Origin of the sequence: Amycolatopsis sp. 195334CR, from assembly GCF_017309385.1 — a bacterium.
Taxonomy (GTDB): domain Bacteria; phylum Actinomycetota; class Actinomycetes; order Mycobacteriales; family Pseudonocardiaceae; genus Amycolatopsis.
On the sequence record NZ_JAFJMJ010000001.1, the window covers coordinates 2,722,111 to 2,748,943 of the forward strand.

The 26,833-nt window shown below is 70.5% G+C and carries 32 protein-coding genes; 22 read left to right on the forward strand and 10 right to left on the reverse strand.

The window, feature by feature from the left end:
* Positions 1-12: 12 nt before the first annotated feature.
* Positions 13-324, forward strand: a complete 312-nt coding sequence (locus JYK18_RS13245; RefSeq protein ID WP_206802364.1) for a hypothetical protein — start codon at positions 13-15, stop codon at positions 322-324.
* Between the two features lie 28 nt (positions 325-352).
* Entirely contained in the window at positions 353-1,468 is a 1,116-nt protein-coding gene (locus JYK18_RS13250; RefSeq protein ID WP_206802365.1) for a transglycosylase SLT domain-containing protein, read from the forward strand.
* A 10-nt stretch (positions 1,469-1,478) separates the two neighbouring features.
* On the opposite strand, the gene JYK18_RS13255 is transcribed toward JYK18_RS13250, so the two are convergent.
* A complete protein-coding gene (locus tag JYK18_RS13255; RefSeq protein ID WP_206802366.1) occupies positions 1,479-2,093 on the reverse strand; it encodes a L,D-transpeptidase in 615 nt (204 codons plus the stop codon).
* Positions 2,094-2,194: 101 nt separating this feature from the next.
* Between JYK18_RS13255 and JYK18_RS13260 the strand changes: the two genes are divergently transcribed.
* The 3 genes from JYK18_RS13260 (at position 2,195) to JYK18_RS13270 (ending at position 4,051) form a co-directional block, all read left to right on the forward strand.
* On the forward strand, positions 2,195-3,370 hold the full coding sequence (locus tag JYK18_RS13260; protein ID WP_206802367.1) for a pyridoxal phosphate-dependent aminotransferase: 1,176 nt from the start codon (positions 2,195-2,197) through the stop codon (positions 3,368-3,370).
* 77 nt (positions 3,371-3,447) lie between these two features.
* On the forward strand, positions 3,448-3,621 hold the full coding sequence (locus JYK18_RS13265) for a hypothetical protein (RefSeq protein WP_206802368.1): 174 nt from the start codon (positions 3,448-3,450) through the stop codon (positions 3,619-3,621).
* Positions 3,622-3,691: 70 nt separating this feature from the next.
* Positions 3,692-4,051, forward strand: coding sequence for a DoxX family protein (locus JYK18_RS13270; RefSeq protein ID WP_206802369.1), 360 nt, complete (start codon positions 3,692-3,694; stop codon positions 4,049-4,051).
* Here JYK18_RS13270 and JYK18_RS13275 read toward each other — a convergent pair.
* The 3 genes from JYK18_RS13275 to JYK18_RS13285 form a co-directional block, all read right to left on the reverse strand.
* Positions 4,048-4,839, reverse strand: a complete 792-nt coding sequence (locus JYK18_RS13275; protein WP_206802370.1) for an SAM-dependent methyltransferase — start codon at positions 4,837-4,839, stop codon at positions 4,048-4,050. The genes JYK18_RS13270 and JYK18_RS13275 overlap by 4 nt on opposite strands.
* A gap of 62 nt (positions 4,840-4,901) precedes the next feature.
* The gene (locus JYK18_RS13280) at positions 4,902-5,513 is read right to left on the reverse strand and encodes an HAD family phosphatase (RefSeq protein WP_206802371.1); all 612 of its coding nucleotides are present in this window, start codon (positions 5,511-5,513) and stop codon (positions 4,902-4,904) included.
* A gap of 11 nt (positions 5,514-5,524) precedes the next feature.
* Positions 5,525-6,559 (reverse strand): GntG family PLP-dependent aldolase, encoded by a 1,035-nt coding sequence (locus JYK18_RS13285; protein ID WP_307795894.1) that lies wholly within the window; start codon positions 6,557-6,559, stop codon positions 5,525-5,527.
* A 148-nt stretch (positions 6,560-6,707) separates the two neighbouring features.
* Between JYK18_RS13285 and JYK18_RS13290 the strand changes: the two genes are divergently transcribed.
* Genes JYK18_RS13290 through JYK18_RS13300 form a run of 3 tightly spaced genes read left to right on the forward strand, consistent with a single transcriptional unit; the run spans position 6,708 to position 8,566 of the window.
* On the forward strand, positions 6,708-7,229 hold the full coding sequence (locus tag JYK18_RS13290; RefSeq protein ID WP_113695526.1) for a SigE family RNA polymerase sigma factor: 522 nt from the start codon (positions 6,708-6,710) through the stop codon (positions 7,227-7,229).
* Complete coding sequence (locus JYK18_RS13295) at positions 7,222-7,950, forward strand: hypothetical protein (RefSeq protein WP_206802373.1); 729 nt, start codon at positions 7,222-7,224, stop codon at positions 7,948-7,950. Before JYK18_RS13290 ends, JYK18_RS13295 begins: the two co-directional genes overlap by 8 nt.
* A 37-nt stretch (positions 7,951-7,987) precedes the next feature.
* On the forward strand, positions 7,988-8,566 hold the full coding sequence (locus JYK18_RS13300; RefSeq protein ID WP_206802374.1) for a TetR/AcrR family transcriptional regulator: 579 nt from the start codon (positions 7,988-7,990) through the stop codon (positions 8,564-8,566).
* A gap of 143 nt (positions 8,567-8,709) precedes the next feature.
* On the opposite strand, the gene JYK18_RS13305 is transcribed toward JYK18_RS13300, so the two are convergent.
* Positions 8,710-9,045, reverse strand: a complete 336-nt coding sequence (locus tag JYK18_RS13305; protein ID WP_206802375.1) for a hypothetical protein — start codon at positions 9,043-9,045, stop codon at positions 8,710-8,712.
* Between the two features lie 304 nt (positions 9,046-9,349).
* The gene (locus JYK18_RS13310; RefSeq protein WP_206802376.1) at positions 9,350-9,727 is read right to left on the reverse strand and encodes a hypothetical protein; all 378 of its coding nucleotides are present in this window, start codon (positions 9,725-9,727) and stop codon (positions 9,350-9,352) included.
* A 57-nt stretch (positions 9,728-9,784) separates the two neighbouring features.
* Between JYK18_RS13310 and purB the strand changes: the two genes are divergently transcribed.
* From purB to JYK18_RS13350, 9 genes are all read left to right on the forward strand, one after another.
* Complete coding sequence (gene purB, locus JYK18_RS13315) at positions 9,785-11,215, forward strand: adenylosuccinate lyase (RefSeq protein WP_206802377.1); 1,431 nt, start codon at positions 9,785-9,787, stop codon at positions 11,213-11,215.
* A 125-nt stretch (positions 11,216-11,340) separates the two neighbouring features.
* Positions 11,341-12,153, forward strand: a complete 813-nt coding sequence (locus JYK18_RS13320) for an ABC transporter substrate-binding protein (RefSeq protein ID WP_206802378.1) — start codon at positions 11,341-11,343, stop codon at positions 12,151-12,153.
* 14 nt (positions 12,154-12,167) lie between these two features.
* Complete coding sequence (locus JYK18_RS13325; RefSeq protein WP_206802379.1) at positions 12,168-12,935, forward strand: ABC transporter substrate-binding protein; 768 nt, start codon at positions 12,168-12,170, stop codon at positions 12,933-12,935.
* Positions 12,936-13,691 (forward strand): amino acid ABC transporter permease, encoded by a 756-nt coding sequence (locus JYK18_RS13330; protein ID WP_206802380.1) that lies wholly within the window; start codon positions 12,936-12,938, stop codon positions 13,689-13,691. It abuts the gene before it with no gap.
* Positions 13,688-14,419, forward strand: a complete 732-nt coding sequence (locus tag JYK18_RS13335) for an amino acid ABC transporter ATP-binding protein (protein ID WP_206802381.1) — start codon at positions 13,688-13,690, stop codon at positions 14,417-14,419. The genes JYK18_RS13330 and JYK18_RS13335 overlap by 4 nt, the downstream gene beginning before the upstream one ends.
* A gap of 9 nt (positions 14,420-14,428) precedes the next feature.
* Positions 14,429-15,259, forward strand: a complete 831-nt coding sequence (locus JYK18_RS13340; protein ID WP_206802382.1) for an MOSC N-terminal beta barrel domain-containing protein — start codon at positions 14,429-14,431, stop codon at positions 15,257-15,259.
* 65 nt (positions 15,260-15,324) lie between these two features.
* Complete coding sequence (locus JYK18_RS48290) at positions 15,325-15,420, forward strand: putative leader peptide (protein ID WP_335645121.1); 96 nt, start codon at positions 15,325-15,327, stop codon at positions 15,418-15,420.
* A 110-nt stretch (positions 15,421-15,530) separates the two neighbouring features.
* Positions 15,531-16,451: a sulfite exporter TauE/SafE family protein gene (locus JYK18_RS13345; protein ID WP_206802383.1), complete on the forward strand. Its 921-nt coding sequence runs from the start codon at positions 15,531-15,533 to the stop codon at positions 16,449-16,451.
* A 71-nt stretch (positions 16,452-16,522) separates the two neighbouring features.
* Positions 16,523-17,203 carry a DUF2334 domain-containing protein gene (locus JYK18_RS13350; protein WP_242580750.1) on the forward strand — a complete coding sequence of 227 codons (681 nt, stop codon included), beginning with the start codon at positions 16,523-16,525 and terminating at the stop codon, positions 17,201-17,203.
* Here JYK18_RS13350 and JYK18_RS13355 read toward each other — a convergent pair.
* Complete coding sequence (locus JYK18_RS13355) at positions 17,175-17,810, reverse strand: MBL fold metallo-hydrolase (protein WP_206802384.1); 636 nt, start codon at positions 17,808-17,810, stop codon at positions 17,175-17,177. The genes JYK18_RS13350 and JYK18_RS13355 overlap by 29 nt on opposite strands.
* A 35-nt stretch (positions 17,811-17,845) precedes the next feature.
* Positions 17,846-18,790, reverse strand: coding sequence for a DUF5937 family protein (locus tag JYK18_RS13360; protein WP_206802385.1), 945 nt, complete (start codon positions 18,788-18,790; stop codon positions 17,846-17,848).
* A gap of 64 nt (positions 18,791-18,854) precedes the next feature.
* On the opposite strand from JYK18_RS13360, the gene JYK18_RS13365 reads away from it, so the two are divergent.
* Both JYK18_RS13365 and JYK18_RS13370 read left to right on the forward strand, forming a co-directional pair.
* Positions 18,855-20,015, forward strand: a complete 1,161-nt coding sequence (locus JYK18_RS13365; RefSeq protein WP_242579091.1) for an MFS transporter — start codon at positions 18,855-18,857, stop codon at positions 20,013-20,015.
* Positions 20,016-20,052: 37 nt separating this feature from the next.
* Positions 20,053-21,546, forward strand: a complete 1,494-nt coding sequence (locus JYK18_RS13370) for an aldehyde dehydrogenase family protein (RefSeq protein ID WP_206802386.1) — start codon at positions 20,053-20,055, stop codon at positions 21,544-21,546.
* On the opposite strand, the gene JYK18_RS13375 is transcribed toward JYK18_RS13370, so the two are convergent.
* A complete protein-coding gene (locus JYK18_RS13375; RefSeq protein WP_206802387.1) occupies positions 21,527-23,113 on the reverse strand; it encodes a GMC family oxidoreductase in 1,587 nt (528 codons plus the stop codon). The two genes, JYK18_RS13370 and JYK18_RS13375, sit on opposite strands and share 20 nt — an antisense overlap.
* Before the next feature lie 232 nt (positions 23,114-23,345).
* Between JYK18_RS13375 and JYK18_RS13380 the strand changes: the two genes are divergently transcribed.
* The 3 genes from JYK18_RS13380 (at position 23,346) to purQ (ending at position 24,844) form a co-directional block, all read left to right on the forward strand.
* Positions 23,346-23,789 carry a L,D-transpeptidase gene (locus JYK18_RS13380; RefSeq protein ID WP_206802388.1) on the forward strand — a complete coding sequence of 148 codons (444 nt, stop codon included), beginning with the start codon at positions 23,346-23,348 and terminating at the stop codon, positions 23,787-23,789.
* A 138-nt stretch (positions 23,790-23,927) separates the two neighbouring features.
* Positions 23,928-24,167: a phosphoribosylformylglycinamidine synthase subunit PurS gene (gene purS, locus JYK18_RS13385; RefSeq protein WP_153036373.1), complete on the forward strand. Its 240-nt coding sequence runs from the start codon at positions 23,928-23,930 to the stop codon at positions 24,165-24,167.
* Entirely contained in the window at positions 24,164-24,844 is a 681-nt protein-coding gene (gene purQ, locus JYK18_RS13390) for a phosphoribosylformylglycinamidine synthase subunit PurQ (RefSeq protein WP_206802389.1), read from the forward strand. The genes purS and purQ overlap by 4 nt, the downstream gene beginning before the upstream one ends.
* Positions 24,845-25,165: 321 nt before the next feature.
* Here the strand turns inward: purQ and JYK18_RS13395 are convergent, their stop codons facing one another.
* On the reverse strand, positions 25,166-26,833 hold the full coding sequence (locus tag JYK18_RS13395; RefSeq protein ID WP_206804211.1) for an ABC transporter ATP-binding protein: 1,668 nt from the start codon (positions 26,831-26,833) through the stop codon (positions 25,166-25,168).

The window sequence follows — 26,833 nt, forward strand, 5'->3', positions numbered from 1 at the left end:
GGATGACCAGACGTGCCTGTGTACGACTCGGAGTCGATGGGGATCGCGGCGCGGCGGGTGGCGAAGCTGCGCGACGAATTCGACAAGTCCAAGGGCAAGGTCATGCCGGTCGAGGGGGAGCACAACCCGTTCGGCAGCATGGGCGGTTCGGAGGACGTCAAGGGCGCACTCGGCGGTTTCCAGACCGGCGTGCACTCGGAGTTCGAGGCCGGGGGCCAGCTGATGACCTCACTGAGCGACGCCCTGCTGCGGGCCGCCGGCCTGATCGCGGAGAACGACCAGGCCTCCGGTGAGGCCATCGCCCGGCAACAACGCCAGGCCTGAGAAGAAACTGGCGTAAGGGGGTCGAATCATGGGCGCACTCGGATTGCCGGCGGAATGGCCGGAGGTCGAGAACAAGGCCAAAGAGGTCGAAAAGGTCAATCCGGCCACCATTCAGAAGGCGGCCGACGAATTCAAGGAAGCCGGCGCGAATGCCGACGACCACGCCGCCGAGCTGAAGAACGCCGCGGCCGGCCTGCAGGACGGGGTCTGGGACGGCCCGGCGGCCGACGAGTTCTTCGCCTACGTGGCCAAGGTCGGGGACGCGGGCAAGAAGTTCAAGGACAAGCTCGACGAGGTCGCCACCGAGCTCGAAGGCCTGCAGAAGGACCTCACCGAGATCAAGCGCAAGATCGAGACCACCCGCGACGACGCGAAGAAGAAGATCGACGACAAGATCGCGGCCACCGACACGGCGGTCGCCCAGGCCCAGCAGCAGGCCCAGAACGGGCAGACGCCGAACCCGAGCCCGGACGCGATCATCGCCGCCGCCAAGGCGGAGAACGACACCACCGCCAGCAACGCCAAGACCGACATCGAGAACCTGCTCGCCGAGGCCGACAAGAAGATCGCCAAGTCACAGGAGCTGATGAAGAAGGAGATCGAGGGCGGTTTCTCCTCGGTCACCCCGCCCGGGACCGCCAGCGGTGGCTCCAGCGGCCACAACGGCGGTGGCGGCGGCAGCTCCGGCGGTGGTGGCGGCTCGTCCAGCGGCGGGGGCGGGAGCTCCTCGGGCGGTGGTGGCGGCCTCGGCCCGAGCGGTGGCCCGCCGTCCAGCGGACCGCCGCCCGGCAACGTGGACCAGTGGATCCGCGAGGCCATCAAGATCCTCCAGGCCAACGGCATCCCGGTCACCGAGGACAACATCGACGAGATCTGGACGATCATCGAGAAGGAGTCCGGCGGCGACCCCCACGCGATCAACAACTGGGACTCCAACGCGGCCAAGGGCACCCCGTCCAAGGGCTTGATGCAGTGCATCGACCCGACCTTCCAGGCCCACAAGCTGCCCGGCCACGACGACATCTACAACCCGGTGGACAACATCATCGCGGGCGTCCGCTACACCTTCGACCGCTACGGCGGCTTCGAAGGCCACCCCGGCCTGAAGGCGATGGCCGGCGGCGGCGGGTACCAGGGCTACTGAGCCCGTCGCGTCAGCGCACGACCTGCACCGGGTCCCCGACCTTCAGCGTGGAGAAGTACTTCGCCGAGGCGCCGGGCGACAGGTGGATGCAGCCGTGCGACTGCTGCGACAGGCTGCCCGAGTGGAACGCGATGCCGGGTACGAAGAACACCGAGTTCGGCATCGGCGCGTCGAACTGCCTGCTGTGGTAGTTCTTCACCTTCGAGATCACGCTGAACGTGCCGAGCGGCGTGGGGTAGCCCTTCTTGCCCGCGGTGATCGGCACCGGCCCGTAGACCACCTTGCCGTCGCGGATGATCCAGGTCTTCTTCGCCGAGAGGTCCACGCACGCGCCCGAGCTGATCGAGCACGGGACCCCGGCGGCGGGCTTGGGCTTGTCCACCGGCTTCGGCTTGGGCTTCGTGGTGCTCGGTTTCGGCTTCGAGGATGACGTCGGCGGCGGTGGGGGCGTGCTGGACGGCGTCTCCACCGGCACCGAGGACGGCGACGGCGTCGTCGTGGTCACCACCGGCGTCGTCGTGGTCGCCACGGGCGCCGCGGCCGGAGCCGCCGATCCCCCGCCCGAGCAGGCACCGAGCACCGCGGCCGCGGCCACCCCGGTCACCGCCGAGATCAGCTTCTTCACCGTAACCCCCAGAAGGTCGCCTACCCAGTGGAAGACGCCATAACCCCAGTTCAGTTGCCTCCGCGGAGATCACGCTTGCGCAACGCGCCTACGCTCCACCCATGGCCACGTTCCCCGGTCCGGCCCGGCGCGCCGACGTTCCCCCGTTCCACGTGATGGATGTGCTGTCCGCGGCGCAGGCCCGCCAGCGTTCCCACGGCGACGTCGTTTCGCTCGCCGCGGGCCAGCCCACCGCCGGCGCGCCCCGCCCGGTGCGGGAGGCCGCCGAGAAGGCGCTCCACGACGACAACCTCGGCTACACCGTCCAGCTCGGCATCCCGGAACTGCGCGAAGCCATCGCCGAGCACTACGACCGCCAGTACTCGCTCGAGGTCGGCGCCGAGGACGTGATCGTCACGACCGGCTCGTCCGGCGGTTTCCTGCTCTCGTTCCTGTCCGCCTTCGACCCCGGCGACCGGGTCGCGATGGCCAGGCCCGGCTACCCCGCCTACCGCAACCTGCTCACCTCGCTCGGCTGCGAGGTGGTCGAGTTCGGGGTGGACGCGAGCACCCGCTTCCAGCCGACCGTGGACCTGCTCGACCAGCTCGGCCCGATCAAGGGGCTGATCGTGGCCAGCCCGACCAATCCGGCGGGCACCGTGCTGCCGCCGGGTGAGCTGGCCGCCATCGCCGGCTGGTGCTCCTCGCACGGCGTCCAGCTGATCAGCGACGAGATCTACCACGGCATCACCTACGACACCGAGGCCGCGTGCGCCTGGCAGAGTTCGACCGAGGCGCTGGTGCTCGGCTCGTTCTCCAAGTACTTCGCGATGACCGGCTGGCGGCTGGGCTGGATGCTGGTGCCGCAGCGGCTGCACCGCGCGGTCGACGTGCTGACCGGCAACTTCACCATCTGCCCGCCCGCGCTCGCCCAGCAGGCCGCGCTCGCCGCCTTCCACCCCGAGTCCTACGCCGAACTGGACGGCCACGTGGCGCACTACCGCGCCAACCGCGACCACCTGCTCGACGGCCTGCGGAGCATCGGCCTGGACGTCGCGGCCCCGGTCGACGGCGCCTTCTACGCCTACGTCGACGTGTCCGCGTACACCGACGACAGCCTCAGCTGGTGCCAGCGCCTGCTCGCCGACACCGGCCTGGCGATCACCCCCGGCATCGACTTCGACCCGGTGGACGGCGGCAAGTTCGTCCGGCTGTCCTTCGCCGGTGCCCGTGAAGATCTCACCGAAGCCGTGCGCCGGCTGGGCGGCTGGCTCGGGGGAACCCCGGCTTTTCCCTGAACGTTGCCCTGGTGACGGGCTGATCGGCCACCCGCCGTGGGAGCCTGGGGGCACGTCAAGCGATACCGGAGGAAGCCATGTTCTGGAAGATCGTCGGCGCGCTGATCGTCATCTGGCTGGCGTTCACCGTGCTCGGATTCGTGGTCAAGGGCCTGTTCTGGCTGGCCGTCATCGGCGGGGTGCTCTTCGTCGGCACCGCGGCCTACGGTGCGATCAAGGGCAAGAGCGACCCGAAGCGCCTGCGTTCCTGAGCCGTTGTGAGTGGCCCCCGTCACCTGACAAGCTGTACGCGCACGTACACGCTGCGGAGGGGACGGGGCGATGGGTTCGAGCGGACTGGTCTTCTCGCCGCTGTCGATCGTGCTCGCCGCGGTGTTCTGCGCGGCGGGCGGGTCGAAGCTCGCCGGCGCGCCCGCGATGCGGCAGACGGCGGCCCACCTGCGGATCAGCCCGGCCACGGACAAGCTGGTCGGCGCGCTCGAACTGGCCGCCGTCGCGGCGCTGATCGTCGGGTTCTGGGCGGTCGGGCTGGCCATCGCCGCTTCGGCCGGCCTGGTCCTGCTGATGCTCGGGGCGGTGCTGGCCCACCGCCGGGTTGACGACCAGCTGGGCCGGTACATGCCCGCGCTGGTGCTGGGCCTGCTCGCGGCGGGGAACGTGGTGCTGTTGACTGTCAGTTAATCCTTGCGGGCGACCCCGCACAGGTGCGTCTCGTGGGCGTCGGACAGGGGGCGCATGCGCGGCCCGTCCGGCCACCACTGGTGCGCGTGGACCAGCCCGGGTTCGAGGATCCGCAGCCCGTCGAACAACTCGGTGATCTGCTCGCGCGAACGCGCGACCGCTTGCAGCGGCGTGCCTTCGTACAGCTTCAGCAGCTCCCGCGCCGCCGGGCTCTCGTTGTGCAGGTGCGTGAGCAGCAGGTAGGACCCGGGCGCGAGCGCGTCCACGTAGCCGTGCAGCACCTTCTTGGCCTGGTCGAGGTCCTCGAGGTGGTGCAGCATCGCGTTGGCCACCAGGCCCACCGGCTGGTCCAGGTCCAGGTGCACGGCCAGGTCGGCGAGCGTGCCTGCCGGATCGGTGAAGTCGCAGCCGAGGAAGTGCGTGGAGTCGTAGTCCACCAGCCGCGCCCGGCCGTGGGCCAGCACCAGCGGGTCGTTGTCCACGTAGGCCACCCGCGCGCGCGGGTGGAACTGCTGCACCACGCGGTGGATGGGCGGCGCGGAGGGCAGGCCGGAGCCGAGGTCGGCGAACTGCGCGACCCCCGCGCGCTCGGCGAGGAAGCGCACCGCCCGCAGCATCCACAGCTGGAGTTCCTTGGCCGCCGCCGGGGCGCCGGGCACGACTTCGAGCACCCGCCGCAACAACTCCCGGTCGGCTTCGTAGTTGTCCGCGCCGCCGAGCAGCGCGTCGTGGAAGCGGGCCTGGTTGGGCTGCGAGTAGTCGATCGGCACCGGGCCGGGGCCGGGCATGCGGACACCTCAGAACTGTGACGGGGGCAACACCGAGTACTTACTCTATGACGTCCCGCTCATCAACTGAACGGCAGCGGCCCTTCAGTACCCTTCCAGCCCAACTGCGCCCGGGCTTTTCCACTCCCGGTCCACCTTTCCGCGCGCAGCCCCGCTGCGATGGCGCCGTCCACGTTCACCTGGCGATCGTCGAAGAAGAGGCATTCCTCGCCGCGGGCGCCGAGCCGGTCGAGCAGTGCGCGGAAAATCGCTGGATCGGGTTTGAGCACCCCGAGGTCGCCGGAAAAGACGAGGTGCCGGAAATGCCGCGCCCACTCCTGCCGCTCCACGTGCCTGCCCATCGACGGCGCCGCGTTGGACAGCAGGGCCAGCGGCACCCCGGCCTCGTCCAGTTCCGCCAGCAGGGCCAGGGTTTCCGGGTCGGTCCGCGACCAGCCGCCGATGTCCAGCGCGGTGAGTTCGGCGGAGAAATCCGCGTCCACCTCGACGCCGAGGTCGGCGCCGATGGCGCCCCAGTATTCGAGGTCGCTGGCACCGGCGTCGTAGGCGTCGCGGTGTTTCCAGTACGCCGGTTCGAAATCACCGAGGGCGGCGCGGTAACGCGTGGCGAGTTCCGGCAGCGCCTCGGTGCGCCGGACGATCACCTCGCCGAAATCGAAGACCACCCAGTTCATCGTGGTTCCTTTCACTGACCGGCAACCGATTTGATCCGGCTGAGCGCTTCCTCGATGTCCAGCGCGGAAACGTCGCGGTGCGTGACGAACCGGACCTTGCCGGCCATCGGGGAGGCGAGCACGCCGGTGTTCTCCAGCCGGGAAATGGTCAGAGGCACGTCCGGCACCCCGGCCAGCACGATGTTCGTCTGCGGGGCGTGCACCGACCAGCCGATCTCGGCGAGGCCCTCGGCCAGCCGCCGCGCGTTGTCGTGGTCGTGGGCGAGATCGTCCACATTGTCCAGCGCGCGCAGGCAGGCGGCGCCGAGCACGCCGCCCTGGCGCACCCCGCCGCCGAGCATCTGCCGCATGCGGCGCGCCTGCTCGATGAACTCGCGCCCGCCCGCGAGCGCGGAGCCGACCGGTGCGCCGAGGCCCTTGCTGTAGCAGACCGAAACGGTGTCCGCGCCGACCGCGAGCGCGGCGACCGGCAGGTCGAGCGCGACCGCCGCGTTCCACAACCTTGCCCCGTCCAGGTGAACTTTGAGCCCGGCTTCCTTCGCGGTGGCGGCCAGCTGGGCGTGTTCGTGGGGTGGGGTGACCGAGCCACCCGCCGCGTTGTGCGTGTTCTCCAGGCAGAGCAGCGTGGTCCGCAGCAGGAGGTAACTGGTGTCGCGCGGGCCGATCGCCTTCGCCAGCGTCGCCGCCGTCGGACGGCCGGGCCCGGCGTCCGGTTCGAGCGGTTCCGGCATGCCGCCGGCCAGCCACGACGACGAGCCCAGCTCGCGGACCAGCACGTGGGCGTCGCGCGGGGCGAGGAAGCGGTCACCGCGGCCGAGGTGCAGCGACAGCGCGATGATGTTCGCCATCGTGCCGCTGGGCACCCAGAGCGCGGCGGGCAGGCCGAGCAGTTCGGCGGTGCGCTCTTCGAGCCGGCGGAGGGTGGGGTCGACGTCGATCACCGCGTCGCCGACCTCCGCGGAGGCCATCGCGGCGCGCATGGTTTCATCCGGGCGGGTGACGGTGTCCGATCGAAGATCGATGGTCGGGCTCGTTGCGAAGGTCACGGCCGGATCACACCATATCGTTCGTTGCGCTTTCAAACGTTCTGGTGGAATCCCGGTTCCGGTGGATCGATCCGACAACCCGTGCAACCGTGGACGGGCCGGGTTCCGTCTACCCTGTCGAACACCCGAGGAGCGGAGAGCCAACCGCGTGGACCAGCGCGAGGAGCAGGAGTTCGCGGAGTATTTCGCCGCCAAGCGGGACTCCGTGCGTAGAACCGCGTACATGCTCTGCGGCGACTGGCACCGCGCGGACGATCTCGCGCAGACGGCGTTCGTCTCGCTGCACCGGCGGTGGCGCAAGATCCGCGACCGGGCGGCGACCGACGCCTACCTGCGCAAGACGCTGGTGCGGGCCTCGATCGACGAGTCGCGTCGGCCGTGGCGTCGGGAACGGCAGGTGGAGGAGCTGCCAGAGCCCGCCGTCCAGTCCGGTCCCCGGCTCGACGAGCAGGTCGCCACCAGGGAGGACCTGCTGGCCGGACTGCGCGGCGTGCCGTCGAGACAGCGGGCGGTGCTGGTGCTCCGGTACTTCGAGGGGCTGGACGTCAGCGGCGTCGCGAAGGCGCTCGGGTGTTCCGAAGGGACGGTGAAGAGCCAGACCGCCCGCGGGTTGGAGAACTTGCGGAAGGTACTGGGCGGACTCGGTGAGGAGGTGGACTCCCGTGGATGACCGGCAGCTCGAGACCCTGTTCCGCGACGCGCCGGGCGAGCCCCCCGAGTCGACGTTCGACCTCGGCCAGGTGACCAGGGCGTCCCAGCGGGCGACGGTGCGCAGGCGGACGATGGTTTCGTCGGTTTGCGGTGCCGTGCTGGTGGTACTCGTGGGCGCGGGTGTGGTCGGGGTGTCCCAGGACAGCGGCGAGAAGGCGACTTCCGCCGCGGCCCCCCGTTCGACCGAAGAGGTGAATGGCAATACCCAGCTCGGCCCCATGGGGCAACCTGGGGACGGGTCGGGGCGTCCTCCGATCGCGGCACCAGAAAGCTTCCCGTCCGGCTCGCCCATGCAGGGGGGCGAGACGACCGGGGAGACCGGCCCTCGGGCCGAAGGCACCCACGGGTGCGACCAGGCGGACCGGGAGCTCGCCACCGCCCTCGCTGGCGAGCTCCCGGTCCCCGTCCCGGACGGGACGGCGATGCCCGGTCGCGTGTGTTCGACGGATTTCCGGTCGGCCTCGTTCCCGGTGAGCGGCGGGGTCGTCTCCGCGTCGGTGGTGCCGTCCGGGGTGTCGCTGACGCTGGCCACCCAGCCCGAAGGCACGCTGACCGCCGAGGCGCAGTCGCGCACCGGGGCGACGGTGCTGGTGCTGAGCATTCCGGCGGCGGGTTCGACCGACGCCCCGTTCGCCAAGGACATGCAGGGTGTCGCCGACGCGCTCGCGAAGCGGTTCTGACCGGCGGGCGGGGCCCGTGCTGGCAAAATGTCCGCCCATGACCACCGCCGCGAGCACGCCGAAGGGTGAGCGCCGCCGGGCCGCGCTCATCGAAGCGGCTTCGCAGCTGCTGGCCGAAAGCGGCTTCGACGCGATCCGGCACCGCGCGGTCGCCGAACGCGCGGGGCTGCCACTGGCGTCGACCACGTACTACTTCGACTCCCTCGAGGAACTGGTGACGGCGGCGGTCGAGCACCACGCGCGGCTCGAGTTGGCCCAGGGCAGGCAGTGCCTGGAGGAGGCGCGGGAGCGTTCGCTGGTCGACCTGGTGCTGGAAATGCTGCTGGGCCCGGAGCGAGACGACCGCGAAGCCGACGCCGAGGCGGTGCTGTTGCGGTACGAACGCCTGGTCGCGACGGGTCGGCGGAAGTACCTGCGCCCGCTGATGCGCACCCTGTCGGCCGAGTTGGATCACCTGCTGCTGGAGATCTTCGCGCGCTCGGGCAACCCGGTGGACGCGGCCGAGTTGGAACGGCTGGTCGCCCTGGTCGACGGTGCCGTGGTGAACGCCCTGATCGAAGTCGACCCGGACCCGAGGGCGGTCGCGGCCCGCATGCTGGGCGAGGCACTCGGCTGACTTTATCCACACCGATACTCACCTGTGGACAACCCCTGTGGACAACCCTCGTGGGTCGGGGTGCCGCAGTAGACTGGCCTAGGGACGCCCCCCGAGGTGGGCGGGGGATGTACTTGCTTCTGGGCGGTCGCGCTGCTGTTCGTTCAGGCGAGGAAGTCATCGACGATGGCGACGATTGCGGCGACCGCGCCATCGACATCCCGGAAATCCGGGGTGGGCAGCGCGCCCTCCATCGTGTCGACGTCGGCCCAGCCGCCGGTCCAGATGACGATATGGATTTCCCGGTCGGCGTCCTGGTGGAGCCAGAACCCGAGTGACTCGGGCACCGCCACGCTCGCCCGATCGGTCACGATCGGCTGCGGCCATTCCGCTCGCTCGTCGCGCCAGGTGAACGGCCCTACCTCGGCGTGGGCCCGCCATTGATCGGCGGCTGTCCGAAGCCGGTCGACGAGCTCGTCCAGGTCGATCAGGTGCTCCACGCCACCAGTATTCCGTCCTCACCCCGGTACCTGGAGCAACGGAGACCAGGGGCTTCTGTGTGCCGCCTGGGTGGTCGGGGGCCACCCCGGTTTTTCAGTGTGACTACGGCGGTGACCTCGGTGTCAAGGCGGGAAGGATGCCTTGACACCGAGGTCACCGCCGTGTTTTGGGCTGTGGACCGGGGATGGGGAGGGCTGGGTGGGAGGGTGCTCGGCTTTGGCTCCCGGGTCTCGTTTTCAGGATGTTCCCGGGGTGCGCTGCCTTCGGCGAGGCCGGGGGCGAGTCGTCTTGGGGACGCGTCCTTCACGTCGGTAGGTCGTGGGCATCCGGGTAGCGGTCGGCCAGGGCGGTCAGGATCCGCTCGTCGGTCGAGGTGATGTCCCAGCTGGTGCTGTCGAAGGCTTCAACGACGACCACCCGCGCCGACCCCGCCCAGGCGGTGAAGACGCCGTCGACCACCTGCACCGAAGGCGGGATCAGCGCCAGCAGGTCCAGCGTGGACAGCCGCGCCTCCGGCGGGATCGCGCCCAGGTCGCCACCACCCAGCCACTCCTCGATCTCCAGCTGCCACGCCGAATCCACCACGAACGGGCCCAGGTACACCAGCACCTCCGCCAGCGGCACGTACCGGTGCCCCGCTCGCCAGGCGCGGAAGGTGATCGTTCGACCAGGTGGCAGCACCCGCCCAGGCAATACCGCCCACCAGGACCGGCGCAACCGGAAAGGTAGCCTGAGCCGGTGAGTGAGAAGCCCGCCATTCCCAATGTGCTCGCCGCCCGGTATGCGTCCGCTGAGCTGGTTGCCTTGTGGTCCCCCGAGAACAAGGTTCGCCTCGAGCGGGAGCTTTGGCTCGCCGTGCTGCGGGCGCAGCGCGACCTGGGCGTCGACGTGCCCGACGGGGTGGTCGAGGACTACGAGCGCGTGCTCGACCAGGTCGACCTGGCCAGCATCGCCGAGCGCGAGCGCGTCACCCGCCACGACGTGAAGGCGCGCATCGAGGAGTTCAACGCCCTCGCCGGCCACGAGCACGTGCACAAGGGCATGACCTCCCGCGACCTCACCGAGAACGTCGAGCAACTCCAGCTCAAGCGCTCCCTCGAACTCGTCCGCGGCCGCGTCGTCGCCACGCTCGCGCGCCTGGCGAGCCTCGCCGTCGAGCACACCGATCTGGTCATGGCGGGCCGGTCGCACAACGTCGCCGCGCAGGCGACCACGCTCGGCAAGCGCTTCGCCACCGCCGCCGACGAGCTCCTGGTGGCCTACGACCGGCTCGAGAACCTCATCGAGCGCTACCCGCTGCGCGGCATCAAGGGCCCCGTCGGCACCGGCCAGGACATGCTCGACCTGCTCGGCGACAAGTCCACTTTGGACGACCTGGAGACCAGGGTGGCCACCCACCTCGGCTTCGCCAACCGGTTCGACAGCGTGGGCCAGGTCTACCCGCGCTCCCTCGACTTCGACGTGCTGTCCACCGTGGTCCAGCTCGCCGCCGCCCCGTCCAGCCTGGCCAAGACGATCCGCCTGATGGCGGGCCACGAGCTGGTCACCGAGGGCTTCAAGCCCGGCCAGGTCGGCTCCTCGGCCATGCCGCACAAGATGAACACCCGCTCCTGCGAGCGCGTCAACGGCCTCGCGGTGATCCTCCGCGGTTACCTCTCGATGATCGGCGAGCTCTCCGGCGACCAGTGGAACGAGGGCGACGTCTCCGATTCCGTGGTGCGCCGCGTCGCGCTGCCGGACGCCTTCTTCGCGCTGGACGGCCTGTTCGAGACCTTCCTCACGGTGCTCACCGAATTCGGCGCCTACCCGGCCGTGGTGGACCGTGAGCTTGCTCGCTATCTGCCGTTCCTGGCCACCACCAAGGTGCTGATGGCCTCGGTGCGCGCAGGCGTCGGCCGGGAGACCGCGCACGAGGCGATCAAGGAGAACGCGGTCGCCGTCGCGCTCGCCATGCGCGAGGGCGGCTCCGGCGAGAACGACCTCGTCGACCGCCTCGCCGCCGACGCGCGCATCCCGCTCGACGCCGGTGAGCTGGAGAAACTGCTCGCCGACCGCATCTCGTTCACCGGGGTCGCCACGGCCCAGGTCGACGCCGTGGTCAAGCGGATCGAGACGGTGCTGAAGCGCTTCCCGGAGCACGCGAACTACGCGCCGGCGCCGATCCTCTAGCCACCGTGTGAGCAAGCGCACCGAGGCACGTCCACGGTGTGGGACGGCATTTCCGGGGCGGGCGAAATCCCTAGTGTTGGCGCGAACCTGCCGCGCCGACACGCGCCCGAACCCCGGAAAGAAGCATGAGATCCACGCTGTCCAAAACGCTCGCCCTGGCCGCCGCGCTCGTCGCACTGGCCGGCTGCGGGTCGTCCGCCGGTGACCCCGCCGGGCAGACCCTGCGGGTCGGCACCCTCGCCGACGCCCCGCCGTCGATCTACCTGGAGAACGGCAACTTCACCGGCTACGACAACGAACTGCTGCGCGACATCGCCCGCCGCGAGGGCTTCTCGGTGGAGTTCGTCGGCACCGAGTTCGCCAGCCTGCTGGCCAGCGTGAACAATCGCACCTTCGACATCGGCAGCTCGACCATCTCCACCACCGACGAGCGCAAGAAGACGGTCGCCTTCTCCAACGGCTACAGCACCGGCTTCACCACCATCGTGACCAAGAAGGACGCCGGGCTGAAGGACATCCCGCAGTTCGCGGGCAAGCGCCTCGGCGTGGTGCAGGCCTCGGTGCAGGACGACCTGGCGAGCAAGAAGGTCCCGGGCGCCGAAGTGGTGCGCTTCCCGGACTACAACGCGGGTTTCGCGCAGCTGCGCAACGGCACGCTCGACGGCTGGGTGGTGCCGAAGGACATCGGCCAGAAGTACCTGGACCAGAACCCGGACGTGGCACTGGAGTTCGGCTACACGGTGGAGACCAAGGACACCCCGTCCGCCTTCGCCGTGCGCAAGGACAACAAGGAACTGCTGGACAAGCTCAACCGGGGGCTGTCCGCGGCGATCGCCGACGGCACGGTCAAGCGCCTGCACGCGCAGTTCTTCACCACCGAACCCCTGCCCGCCGAACTGGAGCCGGGCGGCCCCGGCCTGCCGGTCCAGAACCCGTGAAGGGAAAGCGAAAAATGAAGAAGTCGATCCTCGCCACCCTCGCGGCCGCGTTGCTGCTCACCGCGTGCGGCAGCGGTGAAGACGGTCAGAGCGCCCTGCGCGTCGGCACGCTCAGCGACGCGCCGCCGAACATCTACCTGGAGAACGGCAACTACACCGGCTTCGACAACGAACTGCTCAAGGCCATCGCCACCAAGCAGAACCTGAAGCTGGAGTTCTCCGCGACCGAGTTCTCCTCGTTGCTCGGCCAGGTCTCCAACGGTCAGTTCGACGTGGCCAGCTCGGCCATCGCGCAGACCGAGGAGCGCAAGAAGAACGTGGACTTCTCCGCGCCGTACAACTACGAGGTGATGAGCATCCAGGCCAAGGAGGGCTCGCCGATCACCGACGAGAACTCGTTGGCGGGCAAGCGGGTCGCGGTGATCCAGGCCACCGTCGGCGACAAGTGGCTGACCTCCACGGTGCCCGCCGCGCAGGCCGTGCGCTTCCCGGACTACGCCGCCGCGCTCACCGCGCTGAAGACCGACTCGGTCGACGCCTACATCCTCGACCTGACCATCGCGGAGCAGAACGTCACGCAGAACCCGGACGCGAAGCTCAAGGTGGTCAAGCCGTTCACCACCGACGTGCCGCACGGGTTCGCCGTGCGCAAGGGCAACACCGAACTGCTCGGCAAGCTCAACGAGGGCCTCAAGCAGGTGATCGCGGACGGCACCTGGACCCGGCTGCACCAGCAGTTCCTGCCCACCGCCCCGGCCGCGCCCGAGTTCAAGGCGTCCTAAGTGGACGTTCTGCTGGACACCTTCCTCAACTGGGACTACATCTGGGAGGTCTTTCCCGACCTGCTCGGCACCGGGCTGCTGAACACGCTCATCTTCGCGGTGGCCTCGGCGCTGATCGGCACCCTGCTCGGCATGGTGCTGGCGGTGATGGGCCTGTCGGCGAAGCGCTGGCTGCGCTGGCCGGCCCGGGTGTACACCGACATCTTCCGCGGCCTGCCCGCCATCCTGACCATCCTGCTGATCGGCCAGGGCCTCGGTGTGCTGGCGCGGGACATCGTCGGCAACAACCCGTACCCGCTGGGCATCCTGGCGCTGAGCCTGATCGCCGCCGCCTACATCGGCGAGATCTTCCGCTCCGGCATCCAGAGCGTGGAGAAGGGGCAGCTGGAGGCCAGCCGCGCGCTCGGCATGAGCTACGGCAAGGCGATGCTGCTGGTGGTCATCCCGCAGGGCGTGCGGCGGGTGCTGCCCGCGCTGGTGAACCAGTTCATCGCGCTGATCAAGGACTCCAGCCTGGTCTACTTCCTGGGCCTGCTGTCCAGCCAGCGCGACCTGTTCCGGATCGGCCAGGACCTCGCGGCGAACACCGGCAACCTCTCGCCGCTGGTCGCCGCCGGGTTCCTGTACCTGGTGATCACCGTGCCGCTGACGCACCTGGTCAACCACATCGACCGGCGGCTGCGCCAGGGGCGCAAGATCGACAACGACCACGAGGACGAGCTGGACCTGGTGGCCGGCGGAAAGGTCGGGGCATGAGCGGCGCGGCGAGCGTGGAACTGCGCGACATCCACGTGTCCTTCGGCACGCTCGAGGTGTTGCGCGGGGTCGACCTGCGGGTCGGCAAGGGCGAGACCACCTGCGTGATCGGGCCTTCCGGCTCGGGCAAGTCCACCCTGCTGCGGGTGGTCAACCGGCTGCAGGAGCCCGACTCCGGCGACATCCTGCTCGACGGCGAGAGCGTGGTGGCCACCGACGCCGACCAGCTGCGCCGCCGGGTGGGCATGGTGTTCCAGCACTTCAACCTGTTCCCGCACCGGACCGTGCTGGACAACATCACCCTGCCGCTGCGCAGCGTGAAGGGGCTGGAGAAGGCCGAGGCCCAGCAGATCGCGCGCGACCGGCTGGCCGAGGTCGGGCTGGCTGACAAGGCGCCCTACCGGCCGGCCGCGCTGTCCGGCGGGCAGCAGCAGCGGGTGGCCATCGCCAGGGCGCTGGCGATGGATCCCGAGGTGATGCTGTTCGACGAGGCCACCAGCGCACTGGACCCGGAGCTGGTCAAGGGCGTGCTGGAGCTGATGGCCGGGCTCGCCGGGCGCGGCCTGACCCTGCTGGTGGTCACGCACGAGATGGGCTTCGCGCGGCAGGTGGCCGATCACGTGGCGTTCATGGACCACGGCAGGATCGTCGAACTCGGGGAACCGGCCCAGGTCTTCGAGGCGCCGGAGAGCCCGCGGCTGAAGAGGTTCCTCTCCCAGGTCCTCTAGCCTGGTGGGGTGGCGAAGATCGCGAAGCTGGTGCACTACCCGGTCAAGGGGTGCGGTGGGGTCGACCTGACCACCGCGGAGCTGACCGCGGCCGGGATCCGGCACGACCGCACCTTCATGGCGGCCGCGCCGGACGGCACCTTCCGCAGCCAGCGCCGCTACCCGGTGCTGGCCGCGGTGCGGGTCGAGGTGCTCGACGACGGCGCCCGGCTGCGGTTGCGCGCGCCGGGCGTCGAGGACCTGGAGCACGAGGTGGCCGTCGACGGCCCCCGGCACGCCGCCTCGGTGTTCACCTTCGACGGCAAGGGCGTGCACCAGGGCCGCGAGGCCGCCGAATGGTTCTCCGAGGTGATCGGCGAGCCGTCGGTGTTCCTCCGGGTCACGCCCGAGCACGAGCGCGTCACCGGCGGGCTGACCGAGGGCACCGCGGCCTTCGCCGACGGGCACGCCGTGCTGGTCACCTCCGAGTCCTCTTTGGACTCACTGAACGAGCGGATCGCCTCGGCCGGCGGGGAACCGGTGCCGATGGACCGCTTCCGGGCGAACATCGTGGTCTCGGGCTGGGCCGAGCCGCACGTCGAGGACCTGGTGCGCACCTTCACCGCCGGCGGCATCGAGCTGGCCTATGCGAAGAAGTGCCTGCGCTGCACCGTCCCGCTGGTGGACCAGGAGACCGGCAAGCGCGTCGGCTCCGAGCCGATCCGCACGCTGGCGAAGTACCGCCGGGTGCCGGCGGGCAAGGTCGCCTTCGGCATGAAGGCGGCGGTCACCCGGCCCGGCCGGCTGGCCGTCGGCGACGAGGTGGCCGTGCGCACCTGGGACGCCGAACCACCGGAGTAGCGGTACCCCGTTCACCATCTGGGAAGAGCTGGATCGGCACGGGGACGTCTGGGACCATCGTGATCGTGACGACGCAGGTGCACCTCCTCGATGTGATCGCGCTGGTCCAGCGCAGGCACATCGATCTCGTGCGCGTCGATTCCGCTCTCTGCCGCCGCTGACTCGCTGCGTCGCGGCCATTTTCTTTTCCCACTGAGTAGAACTCGGTAAAAAACTCCCCGTTCCCGGCGGTCCCCGCACCCTGCCGCCATCCTGCGAACCGAGGTTCCCCATGCGCACCTTCCTGTTGTTCGGATTGGCTGGTCTGCTGGCCCAGCTCGTCGACGGCACCCTGGGCATGGCGTTCGGGGTGACGGCGACGACCACCCTGCTCGCGGTCGGCACCGCCCCGGCCGCCGCGTCCGCCGCGGTGCACCTCGCGGAGGTCGGCACCTCGCTGGCCTCCGGCCTGTCCCACTGGAAGTTCAAGAACATCGACTGGCGCACGGTCGGCATCCTGGCCCTGCCCGGCGCGGTCGGCGCGGTGCTCGGCGCCTACGTGCTGACCTCGCTGTCCACCGAGGACGCGACGGTGTGGATCACGCTGATCCTGCTGCTGCTCGGGCTGTACGTGCTGATCCGGTTCGCCTTCCTGAAGCTGGGCAAGCTGATCACCGGCAAGCGGCCGGGCGCCAAGTTCCTCGCCCCGCTGGGCCTGGTGGCCGGGTTCGTCGACGCCACCGGTGGCGGTGGCTGGGGGCCGGTGGCCACCACCACGCTGCTGTCCTCGGGACGGCTGGAGCCGCGCAAGGTGGTCGGCTCGGTGGACACCTCGGAGTTCATCGTCGCGCTCGCCGCCAGCCTCGGCTTCCTGTTCACCCTGTCGCAGGAGGACAACCTCAACTACACCGTGGTGCTCGGGCTGATGATCGGCGGCATCATCGCCGCGCCGGTGGCCGCGTGGCTGGTCCGGCACCTGCCGCCGCGCCTGCTGGGCGCGCTGGCCGGTGGGCTGATCGTGTTCACCAACGCGCGCACGCTGCTCAAGGAGTTCGGCGCCGCGGACTGGGTCTACACGGTGACCTACACCGCGATCATCGCGCTCTGGGCGGTCGGCGTGTTCGCCGCGGTCCGATCGCTGCGGGAGGAGCGCAAGCTCAACGCGGCCGCGGGTGAGGACGACGCGCCGTCCAAGGAAACCGTCGTGCAGTAGTTCCGGCGAGGCTTCCGCCCCGTCACCTGGTGGTCACTCTCAGCGCGCTTACTGGGCGCGTGGACACCAGACTGCTCGTTTCGCTGTCCGGCATGACCCCGAGGACGCTGCACCGCTGCGCCGAACTGGCCGAGGAGCTGGATCGGCGGGCGGTGCCGCTGTCCCTGCTGTTCACCCCGTCGACCGGGGTCACCTCGTGGCTCCGGCAGCGGGTGGACCACGGCGACGACCTGCTCCTGCACGGGTACGACCACACCGTGCCGCCGACCCACCGCGCGGTCAGCCTTGGCCGCAAGGCGGAGTTCGCCGCGCTGCCCGCGCACGAGGCCCGGTTGCGGCTGACCGCCGCGATCGCCTCGCTGGACCACGCCGGCCTGCGCACCGAGGGCTTCGCGCCCCCGCGCTGGCTGGCTTCGCGCGGCACGCTGGCCGCGTTGCGCGAGCGCGGCTTCCGCTTCTGCGCCGACTTCACCTCGATCCGGGACCTGGAGACCGGCGAGGTGCGGCGGGCGCGGGTGCACGGGTTCGGCAGCCAGAACCAGCGGACCGAAACGCTGCGCTGCTTCGCGCTGGTGCTGACCGCGGCCAGGGTGGCGCGCCGGGGCGGGCTGCTGCGCCTGGGCGTGGACGCGAGCGACCTGCGGCGGCCGAGCCGTCGCCAGGCTTTTCTCGACGCGGTGGACGTGGCGCTGGAGGCCGGGGCCACCAGCAGCACCTACACCCTCACAGCTTCGTCGGTTCGCCCTCGCTGAGCACCTTGACCTCGGTGCCGTCCGGGCCGAGGTTGGTGAACATGCCGTACATCATCTCCGGCACGGCGAGCACCTTCTCGTGGATCGGCACCGCCACCCGCGGCGCGACCGCGCGCAGGAAGTCGACCGCCTCCGAGGCCTTCAGCCACGGCGCCGCGGTGGGCAGGCCGAGCACGTCGACCTGCTGCTCGGGCACGAAGAGCGCGTCGCCGGGGTGGTAGAAGGCGCCCTCGTCGAGCAGGTAACCGACGTTGGGCACCACCGGCAGGTCGCGGTGGATCACCGCGTGCTGCCCGCCGACCACGTCGATCCCGGTGCCGCCGAAGGCGAAGGTGTCGCCGGGCAGCGCGGTCTTCGACGGCAGCCCGAGCTTCTCCACCGCATCCTGCGAACCGGGGTCGATGATCAGTTCGGCCCGCGGGTTCGCCCTGAGCAGTGCGGTCAGCCGCTCGCCGTCGAGGTGGTCGTGGTGCTGGTGGGTGATCAGCACCGCGTCCAGGTCGCGGAGGTCCTCGAAGCCGCGGGAGAACGAACCCGGGTCGAACAGGATCCGCGCGCCCGCGGTCTCGGCCAGCACGCACGAATGTCCAAAATGGACGTATTGCATCAGGATATCCCCTGTCTGTCCGGTCAAACCCCAGGTTAGGCGCCCACCAGGTCGGCGCCAAGTCGGGTGCGGGCGTACCGGACGGACCGCCCGTGCCGGGTGGCGGCGAGCAGTCCGGCCCCGGCCAGCGCCCGCAGGTGACCGGACACCGTGGCCGGGGCCAGGCCCAGGCGCCGGGCCAGCGCGGTGGTGGTCGACGGCTCGGCGAGCACCTGCAGCAGCAGCGCCCTGGTCCGGCCGAGCACCGCCACCAGCCGCGGGTCCGGGTCGCGCGACGGGCCCCACAGCCGGGCGACTCCGCGAGCCGGGTAGAGCAGGGACGGCTGCCACGGCGGCACCAGGATCACCCCGATCTTCGGCCAGGCGAACACGCTCGGCAGCAGCAGGAGCCCGCGTTCGTCGAGCGCGGTGCGCGACCGGGCCGCGCTCTCCACGGTCAGCACGTCCCCGGTCAGCTTCACCCGCGAGTGCAGATCGGCCAGCGCCAGCTCGATGCCGCCTTCGCCGAGCCGCCGGGTCCGGTGGTCGATGTCGGCGGCGAGCACCTCGTGCAGTCGCGGCCACTGCGGCTCGATCAGCTCGTGCCAGGCCAGTTCGAGTTGGTCGCCGAGCAGATCGCGGGCCCGCGCCGGGTCCTCGGGCAGGCCCGAGAGATCGGCGTCGACCATGGCCAGTTCCAGCGCCACCTGCTCGGGCGGGGTCCGGCGCAGTTCGGCGAGCTGGGCGTCGACGGTGGTGCGCGGGCCCTGCGGCGGCGGGCTGAGGAACTCGGTGATGTAGCGGGTGGCGCCCAGCACGGTGCGCAGTTCGGTGAGCGGGAGCGTGCGCGCGTGCTCGGCGGCGGTGCTCAGCCACGGGCCGTACGCCGGGTGGCGGCGGGCGCCTTCGAGCACCTGGATCGCGCCGAGCACCTCCTCGAGCGGGGAGATCGCGAACCGCAGCCGCTGCGCCCCGGTGGCGGTGAGCACCAGCTCGATCATCGGCGTCCTTTCGGGTGTGGCCGAATCATTATCGCTCGTTCCCGGTACCGCACAGGCTCGGCGCATGACCGAAACCCTGCTGCGGCACCGTCCCTATTGGCGCTGGTCGATGGGGGTGCAACTGGCCCGCCTGCCGGCCACCATGGCACCGCTCGCGTTCACCGTGCTGACCACCGCGACCACCGGCTCCTACCGCCTCGGCGGCGTGATGATGGCGGTGTTCGTGGTGGCCGAGCTGGCCGGTTCGGTGCCGGCGGGCCGGTTGCTGGACCGGATCGGGCCGTCGCGCGGGCTGGTGCTCTTCCTGCTCTGCGCGGCGGCCGGGCTGGGTGCGCTGGCCTTCGCCGCCTCGGCGGACGCGCCGCCCGCGGTGCTGCTGGCGCTCGTGGTCCTGCCGGGGTTGATCGCGGGCGGGTTGTCCGGCGGGTTCCGGTCCCTGCTCGCGGGCACCGTCACCGGCCCGCTGCTGCCCCGCGCGGTCTCGGTGGACGCGATGCTGATCGACGCGGTGATCATCGGCGGGCCGCTGCTGGTCGCGCTGCTCGCCGGGTTCGGCGCGGTGCTGCCGATCGCCGCGATGGCGGCGGTGTTCGCCGTGTCGGCGCTGCTGGTGCCGCGCCGGGAGGCGCCGGTGCCGGTGACCGGTGCACGGCTGCCGCTGCCGATCCGAGCGGCCGTGCCGTGGCTGGCCTGCCAGTTCACCATCGGGCACCTGCTGTCCACGGTCGAGGTCGCGCCGTTCGCGCTGGCGCAGCGGCTGGGCGGGGCCGAAGGCGCGGCGGCGTTGATCATCACCGTGCTCTCCGGCGCGAGCATCGTCGGCGGCGCGCTGTACGCGTGGCGCGGGGTGCACCTGACCGTGGCCCCGCGCACGCAGGCGATCACCCTGCTCGGCGGGTTCATCGCGGGCGGCTGCACGGTGGCGCTCGACCTGGGCTGGCCCGGGCTGCTCACCGGGGTGGTGCTGATCGGCTTCTGCACCGGTCCGCTGGTCACCGTGGCCTCGGTGCAGATGCAGGGGCTGCTGCCGGAGGGGCGCCGGTCGGAGGGGTTCTCGCTGTCCTTCGTGGTGCAGGCGAGCGGGTTCGGGCTCGGCTCGCTGACCGTGGGCGTGCTCCCCTTGTGGCTGGCCCCGGTGTTCGGTGTGGCCAGCGCGGTGCTCGCCTGTGCCATTCTGGGCAAAGGCCCCGCGAGAGTAGTTGGCACCTTGCCAGCAACGTCGTAGCCTTGGGGTCCCCAGACCGAGCAACCGGGAGACGCCGATGACCGCCGTCCAGCCGAAACCCGCCACGCAGGAGACGTTCGACTCGCTCAGCCCCGCCACCGACGAGGTGGTCGGCACCTATCCGGTGCACACGGCCGAAGAGGTCGAAGCCGCCGTCGAGCGGGCGCGCGAGGCCGCCGCCTGGTGGGATTCGCTCGGCTTCGGCGGGCGCGCGCAGCGCCTGCAGCAGTGGAAGGGCGTGCTCACCCGGCGGCTGCAGCAGCTGTGCCAGGTGGTGCGCGACGAGACCGGCAAGCCGATCGCCGACGCGCAGCTGGAGTCGGTGCTGGCCATCGAGCACATCGCGTGGGCGGCGAAGAACGCCCGCAAGGTGCTCGGCCGCAAGCGCCGCCCGGCCGGGCTGCTGATGTCGAACCAGGCCGCGACGGTGGAGTACCTGCCGCTCGGCGTGGTCGGCGTGATCGGGCCGTGGAACTACCCGGTGTTCACCCCGCTGGGCTCGATCGCCTACGCGCTGGCCGCGGGCAACGCCGTGGTGTTCAAGCCGAGCGAGTTCACCCCGGGCGTGGGGAAGTGGCTGGTCGACGCGTTCGCCGAGGTGGTCCCGGAGCACCCCGTGCTGCAGCTGGTCACCGGCTACGGCGCCACCGGCGCGGCGCTGACCCGCGCGGGCGTGGACAAGATCGCCTTCACCGGGTCCACCGCGACCGGCAAGAAGATCATGGCCGCTTGCGCCGAGACGCTCACCCCGGTGGTCATCGAGGCGGGTGGCAAGGACCCGGTGCTGGTCGACGCGGACGCCGACCTCGACGCCGCCGCCGACGCGACGGTGTGGGGTGCCTTCTCCAACTCGGGCCAGACCTGCATCGGCGTCGAGCGGGTGTACGTCCACGAACGGGTGCACGACGAGTTCGTCGCGAAGGTGGTGGAGAAGAGCAAGGCCGTGCGCGCCGGCTCCGACCACGACGCGCAGTACGGCCCGGTGACCATGCCCTCGCAGCTCAAGGTGATCAAGCAGCACATCTCCGACGCCCTCTCGCGCGGCGGGAAGGCGCTGGTCGGCGGGGCCGAGGCGGTCGGCGACCGGTACGCCCAGCCGACCGTGCTGGTCGACGTGCCCGAGGACGCCGAGGCGGTGCGCGAGGAGACCTTCGGGCCGACCGTGACCATCGCGAAGGTGGCCTCGATGGACGAAGCCGTGGAGAAGGCCAACGCCACCCGCTACGGCCTGGCCGCGACGGTCTTCTCCAAGTCGCGCGGCATGGAGCTGGCCCGGCGGCTGCGCACCGGCATGGCCGCGATCAACGCGCCGCTGTCGTTCGCGGGCATCGCCTCACTGCCGTTCGGCGGCGTCGGCGACTCCGGCTTCGGCCGCATCCACGGTCAGGAGGGCCTGCGCGAGTTCGCCCGCACCAAGGCCATCGCGCGGCAGCGGTTCACCGCGCCCATCGCGCTGACCACCTTCGACCGCAAGGAGAAGACCGACGCGCTGGTCGCCAAGCTGATCACCGTCATGCACGGGAAGCGCTGATCAGGTCGGCCGCCTTCTCGGCGACCATCACGGTGGGCGCGTTGGTGTTGCCCCTGGGCACCACGGGCATGATCGACGCGTCCACCACGCGCAGGCGCTCCACGCCGCGCACCCGCAGCTCGGGATCGACCACGGCCTGCTCGCCGGTGCCCATCGCGCAGGTGCCGACCGGGTGGTACAGCGTCTGTGTGTTCTGCCGGACGTGCTCGGCCAGCGCGTCGTCGTCGATGTCGTGGCTGTCCGGCAGGAACGGCCGGTCCAGGTAGCGCTTCAGTTCGCCGCCGCGACCGATGTCCATCAGTGTGCGCAGCCCGCTCAGCATGGCGGTGAAGTCCGCCGATTCCGCGTAGTACGCCGGATCGATCTCGGGGCGCCACAACGGGTTCGCCGAGCGCAGGCGCAGACGGCCCCGGCTGGCCACCTCGACCAGGGTGGCCGCGGAGGTGAAGCCGTTCGTGGTCGGCTCGCGCATCCCGTTCTCGTAGAACAGCGTCGGCGCCACGTGGAACTGCATGTCGGGCGCGGCGAGGCCGTCGATGGTGGGCATGAACCCGCCCGCCTCACCGACGTTCGAAGCCAGCGGGCCGCGCTTGGTGAGCTGGTAGCGCACCAGTCCCGCCGGGGTGGCGGCGTTGACCAGGTCGGTGGTGCCCTTGGTGGCCCAGATGACGCCCGCCGCCGGGTGGTCGTGCAGGTTCTCGCCGACACCGGGCAGCGACACGGCCACCTCGATGCCCAGCTCACGCAGGTGCTCGGCGGGTCCGATGCCGGACAGCATCAGCAGCTGAGGTGAGTTGACCGCGCCACCGGAGAGCACCACCTCGCGTTCGGCGTACACCGCGCGGTCGGCGCCCTTGGCCAGGTAGGACACGCCGATCGCCCGGGTGCCGTCGAGCAGCACCTTCGTGGTCTGCGCGTGCGTGCGGACCACCAGGTTCTTCCGGCCCAGCGCCGGGCGCAGGTAGGCGTCGGCGGTGGACCAGCGGCGGCCCTTGCGGCAGGTGACCTGGTAGAGCCCGGCGCCCTCCTGGCTCTCGCCGTTGAAGTCGTCGGTGGGCTTGAGGCCCCAGGTGGTCGCCGAGTTCACCCAGGCGTGGGACAGCTCGTGGGTGAACACGCGGTCCTCGACGTGCAGCGGGCCGTCCGTGCCGTGCAGCGGGCCGCCGAGCCGGGCGTTGCCCTCGGCGCGGATGAAGTAGGGCAGCACGTCCTCGTGGCCCCAGCCCACCGCGCCGTGCTCGTCGCGCCAGCGGTCGTAGTCGGCGCGGTTGCCGCGGATGTAGATCATCGCGTTGATCGAGGAGCAGCCGCCGAGCACCTTGCCGCGCGGCCAGTAGGTGGACTTGCCGAGGTACTTCTGCTCGACGGTCTCGTAGTTCCAGTCGTGCTGGGTCTTGAACAGCGAGGGGAAGGCGGCCGGGATGTGGAACTCGTCGGCGGTGTCCTCGCCACCCGCTTCGAGCAGCAGCACGCTGACCGACGGGTCCGCGCTCAGCCGGTTGGCCAGCACGCACCCGGCGCTGCCCGCCCCGACGATGACGTAGTCGAAAGTCTCCCGCTCGGCCACGCTGCCTCCTGTTGTTGACCTTCCGCCAACCGATGATGGTCCGGTTCGGGCTCGGGCGGAAGGGGGGAACCGAGTGTCGCCCAGATGTCGGCGTTTGGCCACGCTCCGTACCGGCCACCGGGCCGTTCCGGTTAATTACCGACCTGCAAGCAACCGTTTCCGTGATCGCTACGTCCCGACATCAGCAGCACCAAACACGAGCTCGCGCCAGCGAGCGGATGGGAGGCCCGTCATGGGAGCGCTGCGGAAGATCACCGGTGTGGTCGCGGGTACCGCGGCGATCGGCGCGCTGGGGTTGTTCGCTGCCCCGAGCGCCAGCGCCGCTTCGATGCCGTGCAGTGCGAAGGCGTCGGCCTGCGTGGACCTGAGCGCCAAGCAGGCGTGGCTGGCCGAAGGTGGCGAAGTCACCTACGGCCCGGTCCCGATGGCGTCCGGGAAGTCCGGTTACCGGACCCCGCCGGGCACGTTCAAGGTCACTTACAAGGACATCGACCACTGGAGCAAGGCCTTCGACGGGCCCATGCCCTACTCGGTGTTCTTCACCACGAGTGGCATCGCGTTTCACGAAGGGAACATCAAGCAGCAGTCGCACGGCTGCATCCGCTTGACGCACAACGCGGCCGTCACCTTCTACCGCGCCCTGCAGCCGGGCGAGGTGGTCGAGGTCGTGCGCTGAACCGGTACCGCGCCGCCGGTTGAGCACGGGCAGTCCGGTGGGTGGCTTCTGTCGGGGGGCTACCCACCGGTTTGCCGTGGACGGTGAAGTAGGCTCTGGGTGTACCGCTGACCTGCACACATAGGGAGCCGACCAGCCGTGGCCCGAGTCGTCGTGGACGTCATGCCCAAGCCGGAGATCCTGGACCCGCAAGGACAGGCGGTGGCCGGCGCGCTGCCCCGCCTCGGCTTCGAAGGCGTGACCGATGTCCGCCAGGGCAAGCACTTCGTGCTCGAGGTCGACGACTCCGTCGACGACGAGACGCTGGCGAAGATCGCCGAGGGCCTGCTGGCCAACCCGGTGATCGAGGACTGGACCGTGCGGCGGGTGGACGCGTGACCGCCCGCATCGGGGTCATCACCTTCCCGGGCACGCTCGACGACATCGACGCCGCCCGCGCCGCCCGGTACTCCGACGCCGAGGCCGTGCCCCTGTGGCACGCCGACCACGACCTGCGCGGTGTCGACGCGGTGATCGTGCCCGGCGGTTTCTCCTACGGCGACTACCTGCGCTGCGGGGCCATCGCGAAGTTCGCCCCGGTGATGACCGAGGTGATCGAGGCGGCGGCCAAGGGCATGCCGGTGCTCGGCATCTGCAACGGCTTCCAGATCCTGTGCGAGGCCGGGCTGCTGCCGGGGGCGCTGGTGCGCAACCACAAGCTGCACTTCGTCTGCCGGGACCAGTGGCTGCGGGTGGAGAACACCAGCACCGCGTGGAGCACCCGGTACGAGCAGGGGGCCGAGATCCTGGTCCCGCTGAAGTCGGGTGAAGGCGGTTACGTGGCCGACCAGCCCACCCTGGACATGCTGGAGGGCGAGGGCCGGGTGGTGTTCCGGTACGTCGGCGTGAACCCGAACGGGTCGCGCAACGACATCGCCGGCATCACCAGCGCGAACGGCCGGGTGGTCGGGCTGATGCCGCATCCTGAGCACGCGATCGACGCACTTACTGGTCCGTCGGATGACGGGTTGGGCATGTTTTATTCGGCGGTGGATGCTTTGGCTCTCGCCAGCTGATTCGTTTTGGCGGTTGCTCGCTGTTTTCGGCGGCCACCCCGCTTTTTCAGTGTGACTACGGCGAAGACCCCGATGTCAAGGCGGGAAAGATGCCTTGACATCGGGGTCTTCGCCGTGTTTTGGGCTGTGGAGCGGGGATGGGAGGGGCTGGGTGGGTGGGTGGTCCGGTGCCGTTGCCGGGTCGCGGTTTGCTGCGCATCGCCTTGGAGCGTTGCCGGGTGGCGGGTGGCGGGTGGCGGGTGGCGCCGGGGGGTGGTGAGTGCGGTGAATGTGGCTTTCACTGCGGAATGTGCGGTGAAAGCCACATTCACTGCATCGCCGTCAGGCGGTGGCCGCGTGGACTAGGCGGGCGTAGGGGCCGTCAGCGGCCAGTAGGGCCTCGTGCGTGCCGAGTTCGGTGATGGTGCCGCCGTCGATTACGGCCACCCGGTCCGCGGCGGCCGCGGTGTGCAGTCGGTGGGCGATGGCGATCACCGTCCTACCGGCCAGGACCTGCGACAGGGAGCGTTCCAGCTCCCGCGCCGAGCCCGTGTCCAGTAGCGAGGTCGCTTCGTCCAGGACCAGGGTGTGCGGGTCCGCCAGCACCACGCGCGCCAGCGCCAGCTGCTGCGCCATCGCCGCGGGCACCGACGCCGTGGTGAGCTTGCTGTCCAGGCCGTCCGGCAGCGAACGCGCCCACGAGCCCGCGCCCACCGAGTCCAGTGCGCCGAGCAACTCCGCGTCCGACCACTCACCGGCCGGGAGCGTCAGGTTCTCCCGCAGGGTGCCCGCGAACACATGGTGTTCCTGCGTCAGCAACAACACCTCACCCCGCAGCACGTCCTCCGGCAGGCGCGAGACCTCGACGCCACCGATCGTCACCGAACCCGAATCGGGGGCGGCGATGCCGGCCAGCAGGCGCCCCAGCGTGGACTTCCCAGCCCCCGACGGCCCGACGATCGCCAGCCGCTGACCGCGTGGGATCGACAGCGAAATCCCGTGCAGCACCTCGCGGTCCGCCGAGTAGCCGAAGCGGACGTCACGCACTTCGATCTCGGTGCCGGACGGTGTCCCCGCCCCCGAAGGCGGGGCGGTGGCCGCGTCCCGCACGCCGATCACCCGGCGCAGCGCGGTCCCCGACACCTGCAGGTCCTCGATCCACCACAGCAGCTCGTCCAGCGGCCCGGCCATGATCTGCATGTACAGCACCATCGTGGTGATCGTGCCCAGTCCGGCCCAGCCCTGCGTGTACGCCCACGCCCCGATCAGCAGCATCGCGGCCACCGGCAGCGCGTGCGAGAGCTCCAGCCACGGCGCCCACCGCACCTGCAGCTTCCGCAGGTCGCGTTCGCCCTGGACGGCCCGCGCCAGGCGTCGGTCGCCCTCGGCGAGACGGCGTTCGATCATGCCCAGCGCGTCCGCGGTCCGGGCGCCTTCGGTCGACTCGTGCAGTCCCGACTGCACGTCGCCCCAGGCGTCCAGCATGCGCTCGATCACCGACGGCACCCGCCGCCAGTACCACCGGGTCGGGAAGTACAGCACCGGCACGGCCACCAGCAGGCCCAGCGCCAGCAATGGCGAGGTGACCACCATGGCCACCACGGTCAGCGCCACGGTGATCAGCGCGACGGTGATTTCCGGTACCGCGTAACGCATCGCGTAGTCGACTTTGTCCACATCGGACGTCGCGCGGCTGAGCAGGTCACCGGTGCCCGCCGCTTCCACGGTGCCCAGTGGCAGTTTCAGCGCGTCGCCGACGAACTCCTCGCGGGTCTTCGCCAGCACCCGCTCGCCCAACAACCCGGCCCGCCGGTTGGCCGCCTTCTTCAGCACGGCCTGCACCAGCAGCACCACCACAAAAACCAGCGCCAGCAGGTCCAGCGACAAGCCGCCGCCCTCGACCACCGAGTCGACCAGCAAGCCCAGCAGCTGCGGACCGACCAGCCCGGCGGCACCCGCCAGGCAGAAGAACAGGATCACCAGCACGAACTCCCGGCGGAACGCCTTCAT

Coding starts and splice junctions, on each gene's coding strand:
- JYK18_RS13250 (WP_206802365.1), top strand. CDS start 353: ATGGGCGCACTCGGATTGCCGGCGGAATGGCCGGAGGTCGAGAACAAG.
- JYK18_RS13260 (WP_206802367.1), top strand. CDS start 2,195: ATGGCCACGTTCCCCGGTCCGGCCCGGCGCGCCGACGTTCCCCCGTTC.
- JYK18_RS13265 (WP_206802368.1), top strand. CDS start 3,448: ATGTTCTGGAAGATCGTCGGCGCGCTGATCGTCATCTGGCTGGCGTTC.
- JYK18_RS13270 (WP_206802369.1), top strand. CDS start 3,692: ATGGGTTCGAGCGGACTGGTCTTCTCGCCGCTGTCGATCGTGCTCGCC.
- JYK18_RS13275 (WP_206802370.1), bottom strand. CDS start 4,839: ATGCCCGGCCCCGGCCCGGTGCCGATCGACTACTCGCAGCCCAACCAG.
- JYK18_RS13280 (WP_206802371.1), bottom strand. CDS start 5,513: ATGAACTGGGTGGTCTTCGATTTCGGCGAGGTGATCGTCCGGCGCACC.
- JYK18_RS13300 (WP_206802374.1), top strand. CDS start 7,988: ATGACCACCGCCGCGAGCACGCCGAAGGGTGAGCGCCGCCGGGCCGCG.
- JYK18_RS13320 (WP_206802378.1), top strand. CDS start 11,341: ATGAGATCCACGCTGTCCAAAACGCTCGCCCTGGCCGCCGCGCTCGTC.
- JYK18_RS13325 (WP_206802379.1), top strand. CDS start 12,168: ATGAAGAAGTCGATCCTCGCCACCCTCGCGGCCGCGTTGCTGCTCACC.
- JYK18_RS13335 (WP_206802381.1), top strand. CDS start 13,688: ATGAGCGGCGCGGCGAGCGTGGAACTGCGCGACATCCACGTGTCCTTC.
- JYK18_RS13345 (WP_206802383.1), top strand. CDS start 15,531: ATGCGCACCTTCCTGTTGTTCGGATTGGCTGGTCTGCTGGCCCAGCTC.
- JYK18_RS13355 (WP_206802384.1), bottom strand. CDS start 17,810: ATGCAATACGTCCATTTTGGACATTCGTGCGTGCTGGCCGAGACCGCG.
- JYK18_RS13360 (WP_206802385.1), bottom strand. CDS start 18,790: ATGATCGAGCTGGTGCTCACCGCCACCGGGGCGCAGCGGCTGCGGTTC.
- JYK18_RS13365 (WP_242579091.1), top strand. CDS start 18,855: ATGACCGAAACCCTGCTGCGGCACCGTCCCTATTGGCGCTGGTCGATG.
- JYK18_RS13370 (WP_206802386.1), top strand. CDS start 20,053: ATGACCGCCGTCCAGCCGAAACCCGCCACGCAGGAGACGTTCGACTCG.
- JYK18_RS13380 (WP_206802388.1), top strand. CDS start 23,346: ATGGGAGCGCTGCGGAAGATCACCGGTGTGGTCGCGGGTACCGCGGCG.
- JYK18_RS13395 (WP_206804211.1), bottom strand. CDS start 26,833: ATGAAGGCGTTCCGCCGGGAGTTCGTGCTGGTGATCCTGTTCTTCTGC.